We start from the raw sequence: 16,395 nt of genomic DNA, 5'->3' as shown, positions 1-16,395 counted from the left end.
CGCGCACGGCTTGCATCGCGGCCGCGCTTCGTTATCTCTTGGCGGCCATCGTCCCGGCCAACCCGGTCACAGCGGAAGCGAGCCCGTCGCGTCACCATGCCGTTGATGCACCCGCAGATTGCGCTCGAGCTGTGGCGCCTGGCCCTGATCGAATCGGTCCGTCGCGAAGAGCCGGACCTGACCGCACGCCAGCTGGCCGTGCTGTTGACCGTCTACAAGACCGAGCCGCCGCACACCGTGCGCGGGCTGGCCGAGCTGTTGAACGTCGCCAAGCCGGCGATCACCCGCGCCGTCGACCGGCTGGGCCGGCTGGGTCTCGTCCGCCGCCGGCGCGACGATGCCGACCGCCGCAACGTGCTGATCCAGCGCACGGTCAAGGGCTCGGTGTTTCTCAGCGAGTTCGGCGAGCTGATCGCCGCCGCCGAGCGGTCGCTCGACGGGACCGGAGCGAAGCACGATGCCGGCTGACGCGAAGCCGGTGCGGCTGGCACGCAGCCTGCTGGTCGTCCCAGCCTCCAGGCCGGAGTTCTTCGCCAAGGCGGCAGCGGGCCCGGCGGACGCAGTGCTGATCGACCTGGAGGATTCGGTGCCGGCGGTCGACAAGGTCGCCGCCCGCGCCCGCGCCGCCGAAGCGATCGACGCGCACGACTGGGGCGCGAAAACGGTGTCGCTGCGGGTCAACGGCCTGGCCACCGCCCTGACTGTCGGCGACATCACCGCCGTGCTCGAGCGCGGCGCCGGCCGGCTTGACCTGGTCATGCTGCCGAAGGCGGAGAGCGCGGCCGACATCCGCTTTCTCGATACGCTGGTCGACCAGGTCGAGCGCGCCGCCGGCCGCGGGCGCCGGCTGGGGCTGGAGGCACAGATCGAATCGGCGCGCGGACTCGCCGACGTGCACGAGATCGCGGCGGCCAGCCCGCGGCTTGAGGCGCTGCACTTCGGCCCGGGCGACTTCGCCGCCTCCGCCGGTATCCGCTCCACCGCCATCGGCGGGCCGGTCGCCGGCTACGGCGTGCTGGCAGCCGACGAGTGCACCGACGCGCGCCGCTTCCATCCCGGCGACATCTGGCATTACGCGACCAGCCGGCTGGTGGTGGCGGCCCGTGCCGAGGGGCTGCGCGCGATCGACGGGCCGTTCGCGGCGCTGGGCGACGGCGACGGGCTCGCCGCCGACGCCCGCCGCGGCGCGGTCCAGGGCTTCGACGGCAAATGGGCGATCCACCCGACGCAGGTCGGCGCGATCAACGCCGCCTTCGCCCCCGACCCGGACGAGGTCGCGCGGGCCCGGCACATCGTCGCCGCGCTGGCCGAGGCCGCCGACCGGGGCAGCGGCGCGGTTGCATTGGACGGCCGGATGATCGATATGGCATCGATAAGACAGGCAGAGGCCCTGATCGCCGTCGCCGACCGCATCGCGGCGACGGCAGCTCAAGGGTAGGCCCGGGCAGACGGACATCCCCCCATGCGTCATTTCCTGGAATTCGAGAAGCCGATCGCCGAGCTGGAAGGCAAGATCGCCGAGCTGCGCCACCTGTCCGACGACGGCGAGGTCAATATCGCCGAGGAGGTCGCCAAGCTGCAGGCCAAGGTCGACCGCCAGCTGCGCACCACCTATGCCAAGCTGACGCCATGGCAGAAGACCCTGGTCGCCCGCCATCCCGACCGCCCGCACTGCCTGGACTACGTCCGCGGGCTGATCACCGACTTCACCCCGCTGGCCGGCGACCGGCTCTATGCCGACGACAACGCGATCATCGGCGGTCTCGGCCGCTTCCGCGGCCAGTCGGTGGTGGTGCTGGGCACCGAGAAGGGGCACGACACCGAGACGCGGGTGAAGCACCGATTCGGTGCCGGCTATCCGGAAGGCTATCGCAAGGCCCGCCGGCTGATGGACATGGCCGACCGCTTCCATCTGCCGGTGATCACCTTCGTCGACACCGCCGGCGCCTTTCCCGGAATCGACGCCGAACAGCGCGGCCAGGCCGAGGCCATCGCCCGCGCGATCGAGTCCTGCCTGGCCCTGCGCGGCCCGCTGGTCAGCGTGATCGTCGGCGAGGGCGGCTCCGGCGGTGCCATCGCGCTCGCCACCGGCAACAAGGTTTTCATGCTGGAGCACTCGATCTACTCGGTGATCTCGCCGGAAGGCTGCGCGTCGATCCTGTGGCGCAGCAGCAACCACGCGCAGGAGGCGGCCGAGGCGCTGAAGCTGACCGCGCAGGACCTGCAGCAGCTGAAGGTGATCGACGGCATCGTCGACGAACCGCTCGGCGGCGCGCACCGCAACCCGCCGATGGCGATCGAGGCGGTCGGCCAGCAGGTGGACTCGGCGCTGTCCGAGCTGGGCAGCATGGACCCCGGCGTGCTGCGCGCCCGGCGCCGGTCCAAGTTCCTGGACATGAGCCAGCCGGCCCAGGCCTGACCGGCGCACCCCGTCGACACGGCGCGCTGGGCCGCCTGCGCGGATCGGCACGCTTGCCTGCCGGCGGCGATGCGTTTCTTATGGGCCGAACGGCGGCGACGACCGCCCGAGGCGACCGAGGGAGGAATGCGATGGGCCGGGTTGCACTGGTCACTGGCGGCACACGCGGCATCGGCGCTGCGATCTCCACCCGGCTCAAGGCCGACGGCTGCACCGTGGTCGCCAACTACGGCGGCAACGACCAGGCGGCGCAGGCCTTCCGCGACGAGACCGGCATCGCGGTCTACAAGTTCGACGTCTCCGACTTCGACGCGGTCCAGCAGGCGATCGCCAAGATCGAGGCCGAGGTCGGCCCGGTCGACATCCTGGTCAACAATGCCGGCATCACCCGCGACGCCACCCTGCACCGGATGAGCCACGAGCAGTGGCAGGCCGTGGTCGACACCAACCTCGGCTCGTGCTTCAACCTGTGCCGTGCCGTCATCGACGGCATGCGCAACCGCAGCTTCGGGCGCATCGTCAACATCGGCTCGATCAACGGCCAGGCCGGCCAGTACGGCCAGGTCAACTACGCCGCCGCCAAGTCCGGCATCCACGGTTTCACCAAGGCGCTGGCCCAGGAAGGCGCGGCCAAGGGCATCACCGTCAACGCGATCGCACCGGGCTATATCGATACCGACATGGTGCGCGCGGTGCCGCAGAACGTGCTGGAGAAGATCGTCGCCCGCATCCCGGTCGGCCGGCTCGGCCATGCCGAGGAGATCGCGCGCGGGGTCTCGTTCCTGGTGTCCGACGAGGCCGGCTTCATCACCGGCTCGACCCTGTCGATCAACGGCGGCCAGCACATGTACTGAGGGCGCCGGCGCGCCCAACGCGGAGGGCCGCAACGATGGATTCCAGCATGGCCGGCCGCAAGGTGCTGGTGACCGGGGCCTCGTCGGGCATCGGCCGCGCCGCGGCGATCGAGCTCGCGGCCCGCGGCGCCGCCGTGATGGTCAACCATTGGCGCGACGCGGCCGGCGCCGAGGCGACGCTGGCGGCGATCCGCAGCGATCGGCCCGACGCCCTGGCCGACAGCGTGGAGGCCGACGTCGCCGATGCCGACGCGGTCGAGGCGATGTTCGCAAAGATGGACCGGGTTTTCGGCGGCATCGACATCCTGGTCAACAACGCGGGCATCAAGCGGCCGGCGGACCCGATCGACTATCCGGTGGAGAACCTAGACGCGGTGCTGGCGGTCAACCTGCGCGGCGCCTTCCTGGTGGCGCAGGCCGCGGTCCGCCGTTTCCTCGCCCACGCCGTGCGCGGCGTCATCGTCAACACCTCCAGCATCCACGAGGTGGCCGAGCACACGCCCGACATCGGCTATGCGATCAGCAAGGGCGGGCTGGCCATGCTGACCCGGACCTTGGCCGCCGCCACCGCCAGCCACGGGATCCGCATCAACAGCGTCGGCCCGGGCGCGACCCGGACCGCGATGAACGCGGCGTGGGAGCGCGAGCCCGAAGCGCTTCGCGCCATCGAGCGGCGGATCCCGATGGGCCGCGTCGCCGAGCCGGAAGAAATCGCGAAGGCCATCGCCTTCCTTGCCGGCGACGATGCCAGCTACATCACCGGCCAGACGCTTCACGTCGACGGCGGCCTGCTGCTGTAGCGGCCCGGCGTCCGGTCGATTGCTGCGGCCTGACGAATCCCCGCGCCTGCGGCGGCCCATCGTGCTAAATCGCGCGGCATGACTGACGAGCCGACCCCGACGCGGCGGCCGCGCGGCACCCGGCTCGGCACGGCCGGCGGCCTGGCCACCGCCGACCTGTTCTCGCCGCCGCTGCTGTCGATCCTGGCGACGACGGTGCTGCTCAACCTCGCCCTGCTGCTGGGCCTGTGGTTCGGCATCCGCTACCTGCTCGAGGAGACGACGTTCTTCAGCGCCGGCTGGCTGGAGTGGATCGTCGACACGCTGGGCGGGCTGGCCAGCGTGGCGCTGCTGCTGATCCTGTTCCCGGCGCTGGCGACGATGATCCTCGGGATGTTCCTCGATTCCGCGGCGTCCAAGGTGGCGCGCCGGCACTATCCCTGGCTGCCCGCCGGGCGCGACCAGCCCTTCGGCGAGATGCTGGCCGAAACCGTCCGCTTCCTCGCGGTGATGGTGGTCGCCAACCTGATCGCGCTGCCGGTCTATCTGTTCGTGCCGGCGCTCAACGTCGTCGTGTTCTACGCGCTGAACGGCTATCTGATCGGCCGCGAGTATTTCGAGCTGGTCGCGGTGCGCTATCTGCCGGGGCCGGAGGCGCGGCGCCTGCGCGCGCGCAACCGCATCCCGATCTTCCTGGCCGGCGTACTGGTCACGCTGGGCCTCAGCATTCCCTTCCTCAACCTGGTGGTGCCGCTGTGGGCGACGGCGCTGATGGTCCACGTCACGGCCGGCATCCTGCCCGACCTGCGCACCGAAGCCTAGCCGACGGGGCTGTCCGCAGCCGGGTCGGGTGCCGCGTCGGCCGCCACCGCCTGCAGCGCCTCAGGCCGGATCAGGCCCAGTGCCGCGGCATTTTCCGCCATCGCGACGGTGCTGTCCGACAGCAGAAACGGCACCGCGGTTTCCACAGGGCCGCCGCCGAGCGCGCGGATCGCGGCCGCCCGGTCGGCGCCGGCGCCGACGTCGCGGATGTAGATCGCCCGCACACGGCCGGGATAGCGGCGCACGATCTCGGCATAGAGCTCCGGATCGTGCTGGCCGCTGTCGCCGATCAGCACCGCCGGCCGGCCGGCATAGAGGTCCATGATGTGCGCGACCAGGCTGCGCTTGTGGTCGCGCGCCCGCCGCGGCAGCGGGCTTTGCAGGGTCAGGCCCCACTCGCGCAGGAACATCACCGGGCCGCCGGGAATGCCGTGCAGGGTGAAGAACGCCTCCAGCACGTCGTAGATGCTCCACGGCGCCCGCGACACGAACAGCATCGGGTTGCCCGCAGCGCCGGCGCCGCCCTCGTGCAGCGCGCGATAGAAGGCGCCGACGCCGGGGAAGGTGAGCCGGCTTTCCGCCGGCTTGAAGAACAGCTGCCACATCATCACCGCCGCATTGGCGACGCCGGTGTGCATCACGGTGTCGTCGATGTCGCTGATCACGACGAAGTCGCTGGACGGCGGCGCCAGATAGACCGCACCCTCGGCCGTGACCGTCGGCGCGCCGTCGCGCCCGAGCAGCTCCACCGCCACCCTATGCCAGGGCGAGGCATCCGGCCGCAGGGCGAGCCCGCGCCAGTGCAGGCGGAAATAGCCGTCGCGGTCGGTCTCCGCGGTCAGCGCATGGCCGTCCAGGGTGGCGCGCACCATGGCGCCGCGCGCGCCCCAGCGCAGCAGGCGGCGGCCCAGCGCCCGCAGGTTGCCGGCCGGCTCCGGGCCTTCGATCGCGGTGGCGCCGGCCAGCTGGCGGAACACGCGGCCCATCAGGAACGCCTCGCTGTCGCTGGCATAGCCGCGATAGGGCCTGAGCGCATAGGGCCCGGCCTGGCCGAAACGGCGCACCGGCCTGCCCAGCACCCGCAACAGCCGCCGCAGGCCGCCGCCTTCCGCCATCGTCGCTCCCTCGCTTCGCAATCGATCCGTCAAGGGTAACCGATTCGGCGGCCGAACGATCCCGTGCACTGGCCGGACGCCTGGGATGCCAACCCGGCGTGGCATTCCTGACAGCGATATGTCAGTAGCACGACCGCGCTTTCATTGGCCAACGCATCGCCGGCGGCCTATATTGCCGCCATGCAGCCGCTGGCCGTCCAGCACCCGGTCGAATGGGTCCCGCCCGACAAGCTGCCGACGCCGGAGCGCGGCGAGCGGTTCGCGGTCGATTCCGATTTCGTCCCGGCGGGCGACCAGCCGCAGGCCATCGCCGAACTGGTCGCCGGGCTGCAGGCCGACGAGCGCAACCAGGTGCTGCTGGGTGTGACCGGCTCGGGCAAGACCTTCACCATGGCGCATGTGATCCAGGCCGTGCAGCGGCCGACGCTGATCATGGCGCCGAACAAGACCCTGGCCGCGCAGCTCTACGGCGAGATGAAGAAGTTCTTCCCGAACAACGCGGTCGAATACTTCGTCTCCTACTACGACTACTACCAGCCGGAGGCCTACGTCCCGCGCTCGGACACCTATATCGAGAAGGAATCGTCGATCAACGAGCAGATCGACCGCATGCGCCATTCCGCCACCCGCGCGCTGCTGGAGCGCCGCGACGTCGTGATCGTGGCCTCGGTCTCCTGCATCTACGGCATCGGCTCGGTCGAGACCTATCAGGCGATGACGATCCCGCTGCAGGTCGGCCAGCCGGTCGACCGCCAGCAGCTGCTGCGCGACTTCACCGAGCTGCAGTACAAGCGCAACGATTCGGCCTTCGTGCGCGGCGCCTTCCGCGCCCGCGGCGACGTGATCGAGATCTTCCCGGCCCACATGGAGGACCGCGCCTGGCGCATCTCGCTGTGGGACGACGAGATCGAGAAGATCGAGGAGTTCGACCCGCTGACCGGCGCCAAGTCGGCGGCGTTGGACGAGGTCCGGGTCTATGCCAACAGCCACTACGTCATGCCGCGGCCGTCGCTGGACCAGGCGGTGAACCAGATCAAGCGCGATCTCGCCGCCCGGCTCGACGAGCTCAACCGCGCCAACAAGCTGCTGGAAGCGCAGCGGCTGGAGCAGCGCACCACCTTCGACATCGAGATGATGACGGCGACCGGCAGCTGCGCCGGCATCGAGAACTATTCGCGTTACCTGACCGGCCGGCCCCCGGGTGCGCCGCCGCCGACGCTGTTCGAGTACCTGCCGGAGAGCGCGCTGCTGATCATCGACGAGAGCCATGTCACCGTGCCGCAGGTCGGCGGCATGTTCCGCGGCGACTTCCACCGCAAGTCGACCCTGGCCGACTACGGCTTCCGCCTGCCGTCCTGCGTCGACAACCGCCCGCTGACCTTCGAGGAGTGGGACCGGATGCGGCCGGAGACGGTCTATGTCTCCGCCACGCCGGGCAACTGGGAGCTGGAGCGCACCGAGGGCGTGTTCGTCGAGCAGGTGATCCGCCCGACCGGGCTGATCGACCCGGTCTGCATCATCCGCCCGGTCGAGCACCAGGTCGACGACCTGATCCACGAGGCCAAGGAATGCGCCGCCAAGGGCCAGCGCGTTCTGGTGACCACGCTGACCAAACGGATGGCCGAGGACCTGACCGAGTATCTGCACGAGGCCGGCGTGCGCGTGCGCTACCTGCACTCCGACATCGACACCATCGAGCGGATCGAGATCATCCGCGACCTCCGCCTCGGCCAGTTCGACGTGCTGGTCGGCATCAACCTGCTGCGCGAGGGGCTCGACATCCCCGAATGCGCGCTGGTCGCCATCCTCGATGCCGACAAGGAGGGCTTCCTGCGCTCGCAGACCTCGCTGATCCAGACCATCGGCCGGGCCGCGCGCAACGTCGACGGCCGGGTCATCCTCTATGCCGACACGGTGACGGAATCGATGCGGGTGGCGCTGGACGAGACCAACCGCAGGCGGGAGCGCCAGCAGGCCTACAATGCCGCCAACGGCATCACGCCGGAAACGATCCGCAGCGCCATCGCCGACCTGCTGGAGAGCGTCTACGAGTCCGATCACGTCACGGTCGAGACCGGCGATGCCCAGGCGCCGCACCTGATCGGCGTCGACCTGAAGACGTATCTGAAGCAGCTGGAGACGCGCATGCGCGACGCGGCCGCCGACCTGGAGTTCGAGGAGGCGGCCCGCCTGCGCGACGAGATCAAGCGGCTGGAGGCCTACGACCTCGACCTGCCGGTCGGCCAGGCGCCGATCGACCCGAAGATCGCCGCCGGCATCAAGTCGGTGCCGATGGGCGTGATCCCCAAGGGCAAGCGCGGCGCCGGCGGCAAGGGCAAGGGTCGCCGCCGCCGCGGGCCGTAGCATCAGACCATCGGGTCGTGGTCCAGCACGGTTGTGAGGAACATGGCGCTGTTCAGGCCATAGGCGATCAGGTCGCCGCCGTGGACGCCCTCCAGCACCACCGGCAACAGCGCACCGTTGTCCAGCCGCAACCGCACAACCTCGCCGTCCTTGAACGCGATCAGGCTCTCGCTGTGCACCGCGCCGCCCTCGCCGAGATAGTGCCCGAGCAGGATGGCGTCGCCGTCCATGCCGCCTTCGAAGTCGTGGACCCAGTCGAGGTTGCTGTCGTTCGAAACGTAGAGCTTGTCCGATCCCGCCCCTGCCCAGATCTGATCGGCGCCATCGCCGAGTAAGATGAGGTCGGCGCCCTTGCCGGCCCAGAGCTGGTTGGCCCCGTGTTCCAGATAGATCGTATCATCGCCATTGCCGGCTCGGATCATATCGTCGCCGCCGCCCGCCCAGATCTGGTTCGACGAATCGAAGGTCGGGTAGAAGGCGTCGCCAACATCGAAATCTTCATAGTTGCCGAAGATCGTGTCGTCCCCGTCGCCGGCCCGGATGACATCGCTGCCGAAGCCACCGATCAGACTGTCCGCGTCCGCCGAGCCATACAGGGCATCGTTGTAGTTTAGACCGCTGTGTCCATCCACTGCGGGGGGAATGAAGTCACCCCAGAGGATGTCGCCGCCGCCATTGGCATAGAGCCGATCGCTGCCGGCGCCGCCGATCAGCACATCGGCGCTGCTGTCCAGGGGTTCGTAGAAGCGGTCTCCGGCATACAACAGATCGTCGCCGAAGCTGCCGTTCAGCATATCGGCGCCTGCGCCCCCACCGATCTGATCGTAGCGCAGTCCGCCCTGGATCCAGTCGTCGCCATTCTCGCCCCAGAGGTGGTTTTCGCCGCTGCGCGCCGTCAGTTCCAGGAACTGCTCCCGGTTCCGCGAATAGAGGGCGTCGAGTTCCCATTCCGTATGGTCGCCGTCGCCGAAGATGCGGTCGTCGTCGTCGCCGCCATAGACCCGGTCCGGCCCGTCACCGCCATAGAGGGTGTCGTTGCCGTCGAGGCCGCCAACAGCGTCCTCGCCCGCCTCGCCGCGAACGATGTCGTCGCCATTGCCGCCGTTCAGGCCGTCGTTGCCCGCGCCGCCCCAGACCGTGTCGTCTCCGTCGTGGCCGACGACCACGTCGTTGCCGTCCCCGCCGAAGATCGCGTCGTTGCCCCCTTCGCCCCAGAGCACGTCGTCGCCGGAATGGCCGAACAGGATGTCGTTGCCCTCGCCCGCATTCAGCCGATCATGGCCGGAACCGCCGACCATCGTGTCGTTGCCGGCACCGCCCTCGAGGTGATCGTTGCCGCCGTCGCCGATCAGGAAGTCGTTGCCGTCGTCGCCGTACAGCCGGTCGAGGCCGTCCTTGCCGTACAACGTGTCGTTGCCGCCGGCGCCGTGGATCTCGTCCGGTCCGTCGCTGCCTTCGAACGTGTTGTCGCCGTCGTCGAGCGTGACCGGATCGACCAGCACCGGCCAGATGTCGAAGTCGTCGAAACCGAGGTTGGCCTCGGTGCCGGTCTTGCCATCGAGACCGAGGTTCGTGCCGATCGCCTGCTGCAACATTGCCGTGCTCCCGTCGCGAAGTTGTCGCATTCGATGGGTCGCAGGCGACCGCGCGGCGGTTCAACGGCCCGGCGCGATTTGCCGGTGCTGGCGATGCTCAGGCGCGTCGTTTCAGGAACAGCGGTGCGTAACCGATGGCGAAGGCGGCGAAGCCGGCCGACCAGACCAGGCCGGAGAGGGCCAGCGCATCGCCGTGGTCCAGCGGCAGCAGCGGCGCCAGCACGCGCAGCGCGGCGCCGCCGACGACCAGCAGATAGACCAGCGCGGTCAGCCCACCGGCGGCGAGCGGCCGGCCGGAATGGCCGAGCGTGGCCCGGGTCATCACCGCCAGCGTCATCGTGCCGATGGCGCCGGCGGTCAGAGCGTGCAGCGCGGTCGAGGCGTCGATCGCCGCCGGCGCGATGCCGTGCAGCGCCGTCAGCGCGAACCACAGCGGCAGCCACGCATAGCCGACGTGCAGGATCGTCACCAGGGGCTCTGCCGCCGTCGCCGCGCCGCGCCAGCGGGCGAGCCGCAGCGCCAGCGCCACGGCGGCCAGCGCCATCGCCGCGGTCGCGACGACGCTATCGGGCGCTGCGACCCACGCCGCCAGCGCCGCCACCACGATTGCCAGCGCCGCCTTGTCGACCGCCCCGAACGGCGCCGGCAGCCGGGCGGCGCCGCGGGCGGCCAGCCAGTTGCGGGTGAAGCTCGGCACGATGCGTCCGCCGATCAGGCTGATCAGCAGCACGATGGCGGACAGCCCGGCGCGCTCCGCCAAGGCGCGGTCGACGGCCGCCAGCACGGCGACGTGGAAGCCGGCGTTGGCCAGCGCCAGCAGGGTGACCAGGGCGCAGACCACCGCGTTGCGCCGGTTGCGGCCGGCGACCACCTCGCGCCAGGCCACCGCCGCCAGCGCCGCCGGGAAGGCGGCATCGACCAGCGCGGCCGGCACCGGCGCCCAGGCCGAAACCGCCATCGCCACGCGTCCGGCCAGCCACAGACTGGCCAGTGCGGCCAGGCGCGGGCCGGCGACCGGCAGCCGCCCGGTCCAGTTCGGGATCGCGGTCAGCAGGAAGCCGGCAATCACCGCGGTGCCGTAACCGAACACCATCTCGTGCACATGCCAGTCGCGCGCGCCGAGATGGGTCGGCAAGGCCAGCCCCAGCGACAGCATCGCCAGCCAAAGCGGCAACCCAAGCGCGGCGAACAGCCCGGCACCGAGGAAGAACGGCCGGAACCCGCGCTCGAACAGCGCCGGCCCGCGATAGGCGCGCATCGCTTCGGCGGACGAGGTCATCGGTGCTCCGATCGCTTTCACGGCAAACGCCAGACCGTAGCCGGTGTGCGGCGCAGCGCAATCCGGAGCGATGCCGCAGCCGCGCATCGCCCGGCCAACCCTTCTTTCGACATCGCCGGGCTCGACATGGCGGACGACGCCCGTGGCGTGGCGGCGCCCTACCCGTAGCCCGGATGGAGCGCAGCGCAATCCGGGTCGGACCCGCGCCGCCCACGACCGGTTCCCGGATCTCGCTCGCGCGTCATCCGGGCCACGGGTGCAGCAACATTGCCGTGCTCCCGTCGCGAAGTTGTCGCATTCGGCGGGTCGCAGACGGCAGCGCGGCGGTTCAACGGCGCGGCGCGAAGTGTCGGTGCCGGCGCAACAAGGGCGCATTGGCCAAGCATGTCCCGGCTCAGCACCGCCGGCAGCTTCGATCGCCGCCGTGCCGCTTCGGTGCCGACGGGTGTGATTGCCATTGGCAGCAGCAACGCCGACAGTCCTGGGAAGGAGCGCTACGATTGCGGGTCAATGCAGACAACGTCAACCGGCTTGGCAGGATCAACAATGTCACACACCATGGCCCGCCACGCCGCGTTGCATAGTGAATGATTATAGTCTATCATCATTGGCAATGGACGATGAATATGCGGCCGCATCTTGTTGGCGCGGTTGTTCGTGTTGCGCAGGATACACCGGCGAGCGTTCGATCCAGAATATTTGATTGGTTTTGATTGTCATCTACGATTTGGAGGAAAGTCTATGGCTTCGACATCTCTTGCGGAAGTGAAAGCGGCGATCGCAGCAGGCAAGCCTGGATTTGCCTGGGCGCAATTCAATTCGGGCGGCGGGTTTTCCGATTTCGGCTGGACCGCGCGGGAAGGTGGCAATGCCTACTACGGCTATTTCGAGTACAACAACGACCCGATCGCCTGTCGCAATGAACTCATCGAGAAGATCGGCACGAACTACGCCGAGGGCTCGGATTGGGGCATGTCAAAGGGAACCTATGACAAAGCCGACTTCGAAGAGCGCGCCCGGTACTATCGCAGCCTGACCGGCAGCAAGACCAAGAACTACAAAGAGATTGCTGAGAAAATCGAGAAGTTCATCGCCGATCACCCACAGCTTCTCTGACTCCCGCCCTGGAGATCATCCCCCACGGGGCGGGGCTGGCGCAGGAAGACAGAATGGCGGCAGCGCAGGGCCAACCGTGACTACGCCGACGCGGACTGGGCGTTTCCACTGGCCAGGCGCACCGGCAATGACCCGCGCCGCCCACGACCGGTTCCCGGATTTCGCTCGCGCGCCATCCGGGCTACGGCGCTTGCGGCCCCGCGGTCAGCGTTTCGACAAGAGGAAGATCGCCTGGTCGCAGCGCAGGTTGGCCAGCCCGCGGGTGGCGTCGCGGCTGCAGATGCGGCCGCGCGGGTCCAGGCCCTCGCTCTGCTCGATGCGGATGCCGAGGTCGTGGCACAGGGTCACGAAGTCGCGGACGGTGCAGAAGTGGATATTCTGCGTCTCGTACCAGCTGTTCGGCAGCGTCCGGGTCACCGGCATGCGTCCGTTCAGCAGCAGGCTGAGGCGCATGCGCCACGAGCCGAAGTTGGGCAGCGAGACGATCGCGGCTTTTCCGATCCGCACCAGGTTGGCCAGCACCTTGTCGGGCGCGCGGGTGGCCTGGATGGTCTGGCTGAGGATGCACAGGTCGAAGGCGCCCTCGGGATAGTCGTCGAGGTCGGTGTCGGCGTCGCCCTGGATCACCGCCAGCCCGCGCCCGATGCCGACCGCCACCCGTTCCTGGTTCAGCTCGATGCCGCGGCCGTCGACGCCCTTGTGACGGACCAGATATTCCAGCAGCGCGCCGTCGCCGCAGCCGATGTCGAGCACGCGCGCGCCCTGCGGCACCATCTCGGCGATCAGCCGCAGGTCGGGGCGGATCGGCCCGTCGGTCTGCACCAGCGCGATGTCCGGATTGATGGCGTTCATCCCGTAATCTGCGAAAAGTCGGCGACGCTGTCCATCGCGTCGCGGATCTCGGCCAGCAGCGCCAGCCGGTTCGCGCGCAAGGCCCGGTCGTCGACGTTGACCGTCACCGCATCGAAGAAGGCGTCGACCGGCGCGCGCAGGGCGGCCAGCGCCGCCATCGCCCCGGCGAAGTCCTCCGCCGCGATCGCATCCGCGGTCGCGGCACGGGCCGCGTCCAGCGCGGCCTGCAGCGCCCGCTCCTCCTCCTGGGCGAAGCCGGCCGGGTCGGCCGGCGCCGCATAGCTGCGGCCGTCCTTCTTCTCCTCGATGCGCAAGATGTTGGCGGCGCGGCGATAGGCAACCAGCAGGTTGGCGCCGTCGTCGCCGGCCAGGAAGTCGCCCAGCGCGCGCACCCGCGCCATCAACCGCACCAGGTCGTCGTCGGCGGTGCGCGCGAACACCGCGCTGATCCGGTCGTGGGACACGCCCTCGGTTTTCAGGTGCACCTTCAGCCGGTCGGCGAAGAAGCCGAGCAGGTCGGCGGCAAGCGTGGCGCCGTCAACCGGGCCTGCAACCGCCGCGGGGACATTGGCAAGCGCTGCGGAAAAGGCCGCGCCCAACGGCAGCCTCAGCCCGTTCTCCAGTACCAGTCGGATCACGCCCAGCGCGGCGCGGCGCAGCGCATAGGGGTCCTTCGAGCCGGTCGGCTTCTCGTCGATCGCCCAGAAGCCGACCAGGATGTCGATCTTCTCGGCCAGCGCCACCGCCACGCTGACCGGGGCGGACGGGCAGGCGTCGCTCGGCCCCTCCGGGGCGTAGTGGTCGCGGATCGCGTCGGCCACTTCCGGGTGCTCGCCGTCGTTGAGCGCGTAATAGCGGCCCATCACGCCCTGCAGCTCGCCGAACTCGTAGACCATCGCCGTGGTCAGGTCGGCCTTGGCCAGCCGCGCGGCGGAGCGCACGCGGTCCGGGTCGGCGCCGTCGACATGGCGGGCGATCTCCACCGCCAGCGCCTCGACCCGGTCGACCTTGTCGCCGACCGAGCCGAGCCGGGCATGGAAGACGATGCCGTTCAGCGCCGGCAGCCGGCTTTCCAGGCTGTGCTTGCGGTCCTGGTCCCAGAAGAAGGCGGCGTCGGACAGCCGCGCGCGCAGCACCCGCTCGTTGCCGGCGACGATCGCCTTGCCGCCGTCCTTCGCCGCGAGGTTGGAGACCAGGATGAAGCGCGGCGCCATCGCGCCGTCGGCGTCGCGCAGGGTCAGGTATTTCTGGTTGGCGGCCATGGTGGTGCGCAGCACCTCCGGCGGCACCCGCATGAAGGCGTCGTCGATCCGCCCCATCAGCGCCACCGGCCACTCGACCAGCCCGGCGTTCTCGGCCAGCAGGCCGCCGTCGAGGTCGACCTCCAGCCCCTCGGCCGCGGCCAGCGCGCGGGCCTGGTCGGCGATCATCGCGGCCCGCTCGGCGCTGTCCAGCACCACCTTGGCGGCGCGCAGCTTGTCGCGATAGTCGGCGAAGCCGGTCACGGCGATGCGGTCGGGCGCCAGGAAACGGTGGCCGTGGGTGAAGTCGACCAGCGGCACGCCGTGCAGCGTCCCGCCCAGCGGCCGGCCGTCGAACAGCGCCAGCACGCGGTGCAGCGGCCGCACCCAGCGCAGCTCGCCCCAGCCGGCCTTCATCGACTTCGGCCACGGCAGGCCCGCCATCGCCTCGCCGATCAGCTCGCGCAGCACGTCGACCGTCGGCCGGCCCTGGCGCCGGACCACCGCGAACCAGAACGGCGTGCCCTTGATGTCGCGCTGCTCGAGCTGGTCCTCGGCCATGCCGACCGAGCGCAGGAAGCCCTGCATCGCCTGCTCCGGCGCGCCGACCCGCGGGCCCTTGCGCTCCTCGGCGACATCCGGCTGGGCGGTCGGCAGGCCGTCGATAACCAGGCACAGCCGGCGCGGCGTGACGAAGGCCTCGGCGCGGTCGAACGCAAGCTGCTGCGCCTTCAGCCCGTCGGTGACGATGCGGTGCAGATCCTCCGCCGCCCGCCGCTGCATCCGCGCCGGAATCTCCTCGCTGAAGATCTCGAGCAGGAACTCAGCCATTCGAGTGCCCTCTTGCCGGCACGGCCGCATGCCGGTCGCCGCCCGCGCCGAAGCCCCCTCCCCGGCCCTCGCCCATGCCGGGAGAGCGAGAAGGAAGGCGCGTTGCCTCGATGGCGACCATCGTCACGCCGCTGCCGCGTGGCCGCGGCTGGCGAGCCAGGCCTCGGCGCAGCCCTTGGCCAGCGCGCGGACGCGGCCGATATAGGCCTGGCGCTCGGTCACCGAGATGACGCCGCGGGCGTCGAGCAGGTTGAACAGGTGGCTGGCCTTGATGCACTGGTCGTAGGCCGGCAGCGGCAGCTTCGCCGCCAGCAGGGCGGCGCATTCCGCCTCGGCGTCGCCGAAGTGGCGGAACAGCCGCTCGGTGTTGGCGTGCTCGAAGTTGAAGCCGGAGAACTCGACCTCGTTCTGCTTGTACACGTCGCCATAGGTCGTGCCGGCGCCGTTGAAGTCGAGGTCGTAGACGTTGTCGACCCCCTGGACGTACATCGCCAGCCGCTCCAGCCCGTAGGTCAGCTCGGTCGAGGTCGGGTCGCACTCGATGCCGCCGACCTGCTGGAAATAGGTGTATTGCGACACCTCCATGCCGTCGCACCACACCTCCCAGCCCAGGCCCCAGGCGCCCAGCGTCGGGCTTTCCCAGTCGTCCTCGACGAAGCGGATGTCGTGGGCCAGCGGGTCGATGCCGAGCTCGCGCAGGCTGTCGAGATAGAGCGTCTGGCTGTCCTCCGGCGCCGGCTTCAGGATCGCCTGGAACTGGTAGTAGTGCTGCAGCCGGTTCGGATTCTCGCCATAGCGCCCGTCGGTGGGCCGGCGCGACGGCTGGACATAGGCGGCGCGCCACGGCTCCGGCCCAAGCGCGCGCAGCGTGGTCGCCGGGTGGAAGGTGCCGGCGCCCATCTCGACGTCATAGGGTTGCAGGATCACGCAGCCGCGGTCGGCCCAGAAGCGCTGCAGGCGCAGGATCAGGTCCTGGAAGGATGGAGCGGCCATCGGGTGCTCTGCCAGACGTGTTGAAATGGCCGGCCATGGCCATGGTGCGGCGCACCATATCCACCGCTCCGGACAGGGTCAACTCGACCGGTGGCGCGCCCCGTCCGGTGCCGCACGGTCGCCGAGTTGTGAGCG

At 69.9% G+C, this 16,395-nt stretch carries 14 protein-coding genes; 8 read left to right on the top strand and 6 right to left on the bottom strand.

Annotated elements, in window-relative coordinates; genetic code table 11:
• Window positions 1–96 precede the first annotated feature (96 nt).
• The 6 genes from R3F55_21515 to R3F55_21490 all read left to right on the top strand — a co-directional run bounded on the left by R3F55_21515 (window position 97) and on the right by R3F55_21490 (window position 4,874).
• Window positions 97–468 (top strand): MarR family transcriptional regulator, encoded by a 372-nt coding sequence (locus R3F55_21515; protein MEZ5669963.1) that lies wholly within the window; start codon window positions 97–99, stop codon window positions 466–468.
• Complete coding sequence (locus tag R3F55_21510; protein MEZ5669962.1) at window positions 458–1,438, top strand: CoA ester lyase; 981 nt, start codon at window positions 458–460, stop codon at window positions 1,436–1,438. Before R3F55_21515 ends, R3F55_21510 begins: the two co-directional genes overlap by 11 nt.
• A 24-nt stretch (window positions 1,439–1,462) precedes the next feature.
• Window positions 1,463–2,419, top strand: coding sequence for an acetyl-CoA carboxylase carboxyltransferase subunit alpha (locus tag R3F55_21505; GenBank protein ID MEZ5669961.1), 957 nt, complete (start codon window positions 1,463–1,465; stop codon window positions 2,417–2,419).
• 131 nt (window positions 2,420–2,550) lie between these two features.
• On the top strand, window positions 2,551–3,273 hold the full coding sequence (phbB, locus tag R3F55_21500; protein ID MEZ5669960.1) for an acetoacetyl-CoA reductase: 723 nt from the start codon (window positions 2,551–2,553) through the stop codon (window positions 3,271–3,273).
• A 35-nt stretch (window positions 3,274–3,308) separates the two neighbouring features.
• Window positions 3,309–4,073 (top strand): SDR family oxidoreductase, encoded by a 765-nt coding sequence (locus R3F55_21495; GenBank protein MEZ5669959.1) that lies wholly within the window; start codon window positions 3,309–3,311, stop codon window positions 4,071–4,073.
• Between the two features lie 78 nt (window positions 4,074–4,151).
• The gene (locus R3F55_21490; GenBank protein MEZ5669958.1) at window positions 4,152–4,874 is read left to right on the top strand and encodes an EI24 domain-containing protein; all 723 of its coding nucleotides are present in this window, start codon (window positions 4,152–4,154) and stop codon (window positions 4,872–4,874) included.
• On the opposite strand, the gene R3F55_21485 is transcribed toward R3F55_21490, so the two are convergent.
• Complete coding sequence (locus R3F55_21485; GenBank protein ID MEZ5669957.1) at window positions 4,871–5,989, bottom strand: phosphatase domain-containing protein; 1,119 nt, start codon at window positions 5,987–5,989, stop codon at window positions 4,871–4,873. The genes R3F55_21490 and R3F55_21485 overlap by 4 nt on opposite strands.
• Before the next feature lie 180 nt (window positions 5,990–6,169).
• Between R3F55_21485 and uvrB the strand changes: the two genes are divergently transcribed.
• Window positions 6,170–8,353: an excinuclease ABC subunit UvrB gene (gene uvrB / locus R3F55_21480; protein ID MEZ5669956.1), complete on the top strand. Its 2,184-nt coding sequence runs from the start codon at window positions 6,170–6,172 to the stop codon at window positions 8,351–8,353.
• Between the two features lie 2 nt (window positions 8,354–8,355).
• Here uvrB and R3F55_21475 read toward each other — a convergent pair whose 3' ends face one another.
• A complete protein-coding gene (locus R3F55_21475; protein ID MEZ5669955.1) occupies window positions 8,356–9,948 on the bottom strand; it encodes a calcium-binding protein in 1,593 nt (530 codons plus the stop codon).
• Between the two features lie 97 nt (window positions 9,949–10,045).
• The gene (locus R3F55_21470) at window positions 10,046–11,227 is read right to left on the bottom strand and encodes an NnrS family protein (protein MEZ5669954.1); all 1,182 of its coding nucleotides are present in this window, start codon (window positions 11,225–11,227) and stop codon (window positions 10,046–10,048) included.
• 741 nt (window positions 11,228–11,968) lie between these two features.
• Here R3F55_21470 and R3F55_21465 point away from each other — a divergent pair.
• Window positions 11,969–12,343, top strand: a complete 375-nt coding sequence (locus tag R3F55_21465; GenBank protein MEZ5669953.1) for a hypothetical protein — start codon at window positions 11,969–11,971, stop codon at window positions 12,341–12,343.
• A gap of 204 nt (window positions 12,344–12,547) precedes the next feature.
• On the opposite strand, the gene metW is transcribed toward R3F55_21465, so the two are convergent.
• The 3 genes from metW to R3F55_21450 form a co-directional block, all read right to left on the bottom strand.
• Window positions 12,548–13,195 carry a methionine biosynthesis protein MetW gene (gene metW / locus R3F55_21460; GenBank protein ID MEZ5669952.1) on the bottom strand — a complete coding sequence of 216 codons (648 nt, stop codon included), beginning with the start codon at window positions 13,193–13,195 and terminating at the stop codon, window positions 12,548–12,550.
• Complete coding sequence (gene glyS / locus R3F55_21455) at window positions 13,192–15,267, bottom strand: glycine--tRNA ligase subunit beta (GenBank protein ID MEZ5669951.1); 2,076 nt, start codon at window positions 15,265–15,267, stop codon at window positions 13,192–13,194. The genes metW and glyS overlap by 4 nt, the downstream gene beginning before the upstream one ends.
• Window positions 15,268–15,390: 123 nt before the next feature.
• The gene (locus tag R3F55_21450; protein MEZ5669950.1) at window positions 15,391–16,260 is read right to left on the bottom strand and encodes a glycine--tRNA ligase subunit alpha; all 870 of its coding nucleotides are present in this window, start codon (window positions 16,258–16,260) and stop codon (window positions 15,391–15,393) included.
• Between the last annotated feature and the right edge of the window lie 135 nt (window positions 16,261–16,395).

The organism is Alphaproteobacteria bacterium, from assembly GCA_041396705.1.
In the GTDB taxonomy this organism is placed as follows: Bacteria; Pseudomonadota; Alphaproteobacteria; order CALKHQ01; family CALKHQ01; genus CALKHQ01.
This window is presented reverse-complemented; position numbering and strand designations above follow the sequence as displayed.

Coding starts and splice junctions, on each gene's coding strand:
- R3F55_21515 (MEZ5669963.1), top strand. CDS start 97: ATGCCGTTGATGCACCCGCAGATTGCGCTCGAGCTGTGGCGCCTGGCC.
- R3F55_21510 (MEZ5669962.1), top strand. CDS start 458: ATGCCGGCTGACGCGAAGCCGGTGCGGCTGGCACGCAGCCTGCTGGTC.
- R3F55_21505 (MEZ5669961.1), top strand. CDS start 1,463: ATGCGTCATTTCCTGGAATTCGAGAAGCCGATCGCCGAGCTGGAAGGC.
- phbB (MEZ5669960.1), top strand. CDS start 2,551: ATGGGCCGGGTTGCACTGGTCACTGGCGGCACACGCGGCATCGGCGCT.
- R3F55_21495 (MEZ5669959.1), top strand. CDS start 3,309: ATGGATTCCAGCATGGCCGGCCGCAAGGTGCTGGTGACCGGGGCCTCG.
- R3F55_21490 (MEZ5669958.1), top strand. CDS start 4,152: ATGACTGACGAGCCGACCCCGACGCGGCGGCCGCGCGGCACCCGGCTC.
- R3F55_21485 (MEZ5669957.1), bottom strand. CDS start 5,989: ATGGCGGAAGGCGGCGGCCTGCGGCGGCTGTTGCGGGTGCTGGGCAGG.
- uvrB (MEZ5669956.1), top strand. CDS start 6,170: ATGCAGCCGCTGGCCGTCCAGCACCCGGTCGAATGGGTCCCGCCCGAC.
- R3F55_21475 (MEZ5669955.1), bottom strand. CDS start 9,948: ATGTTGCAGCAGGCGATCGGCACGAACCTCGGTCTCGATGGCAAGACC.
- R3F55_21470 (MEZ5669954.1), bottom strand. CDS start 11,227: ATGACCTCGTCCGCCGAAGCGATGCGCGCCTATCGCGGGCCGGCGCTG.
- R3F55_21465 (MEZ5669953.1), top strand. CDS start 11,969: ATGGCTTCGACATCTCTTGCGGAAGTGAAAGCGGCGATCGCAGCAGGC.
- metW (MEZ5669952.1), bottom strand. CDS start 13,195: ATGAACGCCATCAATCCGGACATCGCGCTGGTGCAGACCGACGGGCCG.
- glyS (MEZ5669951.1), bottom strand. CDS start 15,267: ATGGCTGAGTTCCTGCTCGAGATCTTCAGCGAGGAGATTCCGGCGCGG.
- R3F55_21450 (MEZ5669950.1), bottom strand. CDS start 16,260: ATGGCCGCTCCATCCTTCCAGGACCTGATCCTGCGCCTGCAGCGCTTC.